The sequence below is a fragment of the Thalassobacter stenotrophicus genome, assembly GCF_001458315.1.
Lineage (GTDB): Bacteria > Pseudomonadota > Alphaproteobacteria > Rhodobacterales > Rhodobacteraceae > Thalassobacter > Thalassobacter stenotrophicus.
This window is the reverse complement of sequence record NZ_CYRX01000018.1, coordinates 1-2,313: the sequence shown is the minus strand read 5'-3', so window position 1 is coordinate 2,313 and position 2,313 is coordinate 1. Positions and strand designations below refer to the sequence as shown.

At 50.5% G+C, this 2,313-nt stretch carries 1 protein-coding gene; it reads right to left on the bottom strand.

Features of this window, described 5'->3' with window-relative positions; translation table 11 throughout:
• Positions 1-211 precede the first annotated feature (211 nt).
• On the bottom strand, positions 212-1,603 hold the full coding sequence (locus THS5294_RS06375) for a hypothetical protein (RefSeq protein ID WP_133244358.1): 1,392 nt from the start codon (positions 1,601-1,603) through the stop codon (positions 212-214).
• Positions 1,604-2,313: the final 710 nt, after the last annotated feature.

Sequence of the window (2,313 nt, the reverse complement as noted above, 5' to 3'; positions counted from 1 at the left end):
TCTGAATCGCAGATCACGCACTATGCCGTAAGTGTGGGGCGGAAACACCGCTTACAGTGTCACTCAATATGCGTTAATTGACACAAGTATGTCAGAAACTGGCGTCTTAATAAGCGCTTCCGTTACCCGAGCCACATCTCCACCAAGGCTGGTTTTCGGTTCTTCACTTCTCAGCAGCCGAGTACCGACACGTCAGCACTGCGCGTACCGACTACCGCGTCGCAAAGCGATGTTTGAACCCAATTTGGACAATAGGCACGCTCAGCCCACCATCGAACGACTTCAGCAGCCCCAAGCCCATAGAAAGCGCGTTGCTGTCGCTTAACAAATAATCAATCTCGCCCCGAACGCCTGCTACAACTCCTCTGCCCACGTCCACACCGCCTCCGCCGGCAGCGCCAACATGACCTTCGATAGACAACCGCCACTTTTCACCCAAATCCAATTCATGCCCGGCCCCCAACAAACCCACAGCATACCCAGCAACCCCACCAGATACAGTCGTCTGAGCATTGCCTGTCAAATACGTTTTTTCACCCAAAAACAGGTCAATTGAGCTTTCTTGCATGATCGGCAGGATGTCATCATGACTGCGTGCCTTCATATACGTGTCATTCGGCGGCTGGACAGACAGCCCGAGGCTAACCTGCCAACGCTGTGCCGCACTCTTTTGTCGATCAGTCACCTTCCGCCCCAAAACACGCGAAATGCTGATCTGTGAACCATGACCTTTAGCAGACGTATCCAAGGCAGTGAGAACACCATGTGCTAATTCGAGATCAAATTTTTCAGCGATAGGCAGTGCAATCCCAGCAGCAGCACCGGCAATAAATCCGCCGCCGGTGTCGACATCTCCACCTCCACCGAACCCCACGGAAGCTTGGCCAAATACCGAAGCTCGACCTATCGGGAAACGTTTCCTCAGTCCACTTAATACCTGCATATAACCGTCACCGCCCGCCACCGCGCCATCCGCACCGAGAAAGGCCTCCACACCTTTAGCGATGTCAAAGCGGGCCTCAGCCCCCATAAGCTTCAGATCCTCTTGCGGTGTTCCGGATCGCGCTGGCACATCAGGAAATGCATACTGTGTCACCCTAAACGCAGCTGATGATAAACCCATGTCATTGCGGCCGTTTTCCGTTGTTTTGGCGGACGGCGCATACCGCAAACCCAAAGTAGTTGCCCAACCATCGAGTTTTGCTCCGTTTACTTGCAACCGGGATACCCCTGCCTGCAGGCTCCAATGATGTGTCACCGCATATTCACCTACAACACCAAGACGCCACATTGTACCATCACCGACCACTTGGGCAGCCCCACCACCGCCTCCCAAAAATCCAGAGATAGCAACCCCCAAGCTGGGCGAGATTGCTAAACGCTTAACTCCCTCAAATCCCCAGAAGAACGCTCCTCCACCATCACCATACGCCCCTGAATAAAGCGTTTGCCCGAAGCTCAGCCCATCATCCAACGGCACACCAACATAGAACCGATGCAATCCCTCAATCGTTGTATCGGGCGCGTGAAGTGCATCGTAACTACTTTCAATTTCCAAGGAAAATGCAGGTAGTGCCACTACAGTCATGACGAAAGATAACAATATAGTCGCATATGGAGGTAAAAATCTGATCAAAGACGTGTATCTCATGTCGGGCCAGAGCGCAGAAAAACAACTGTCGCCACGCGGCTAGTTTCTAACTATCGAGTGCCATATAGATACTTCAATTAAAGAATATTAAAACTCCTTTCTAGTCTTAGAAATTATTTGAATGCTATTTCATCCACTTGAAAAATCCGGCTTTGGATAGTAAATTGCAAGTATTCCGCTTTGCAGGCCCGAGTTAGAGTGACAGCTTCTCGCCAAACTTGCTCGAACTTCGCACGTAATTAAGCCTCCATAGCGACACTTGTGGGAAGCGCTCAAACTACACAGGTAAGTTTTCGGGAAACATTCCACACGATCGGCAAGTGCGTTGGCAATTTCATCAGGCCAATAATTGGTCGATCAAGTCTCTTTACAAGAAAGTTTTTCTATCAGCTCTACCGTGCCGACAGCCAAAAATGCACGAAACTCCTCAACACAGCGCCTTTTGTGGGCCATATATAAGAGTCTAGATGCAAGATAAATCAAAATTCAGTGCATCACTTCACCCCTTCAGCCAAAAAAGCACATTTCCATCAGCGGCATGTTGCTAAAAGCAAGGGTGCAAACGATTGTAAGGGCTACAGCCGTCGCTTGAAAAGCGCCTCCCTGAGGCTTTGTTGCACAAATCCCATCATGAGGGGATTCACTACGTGAAGCCAGCGTGG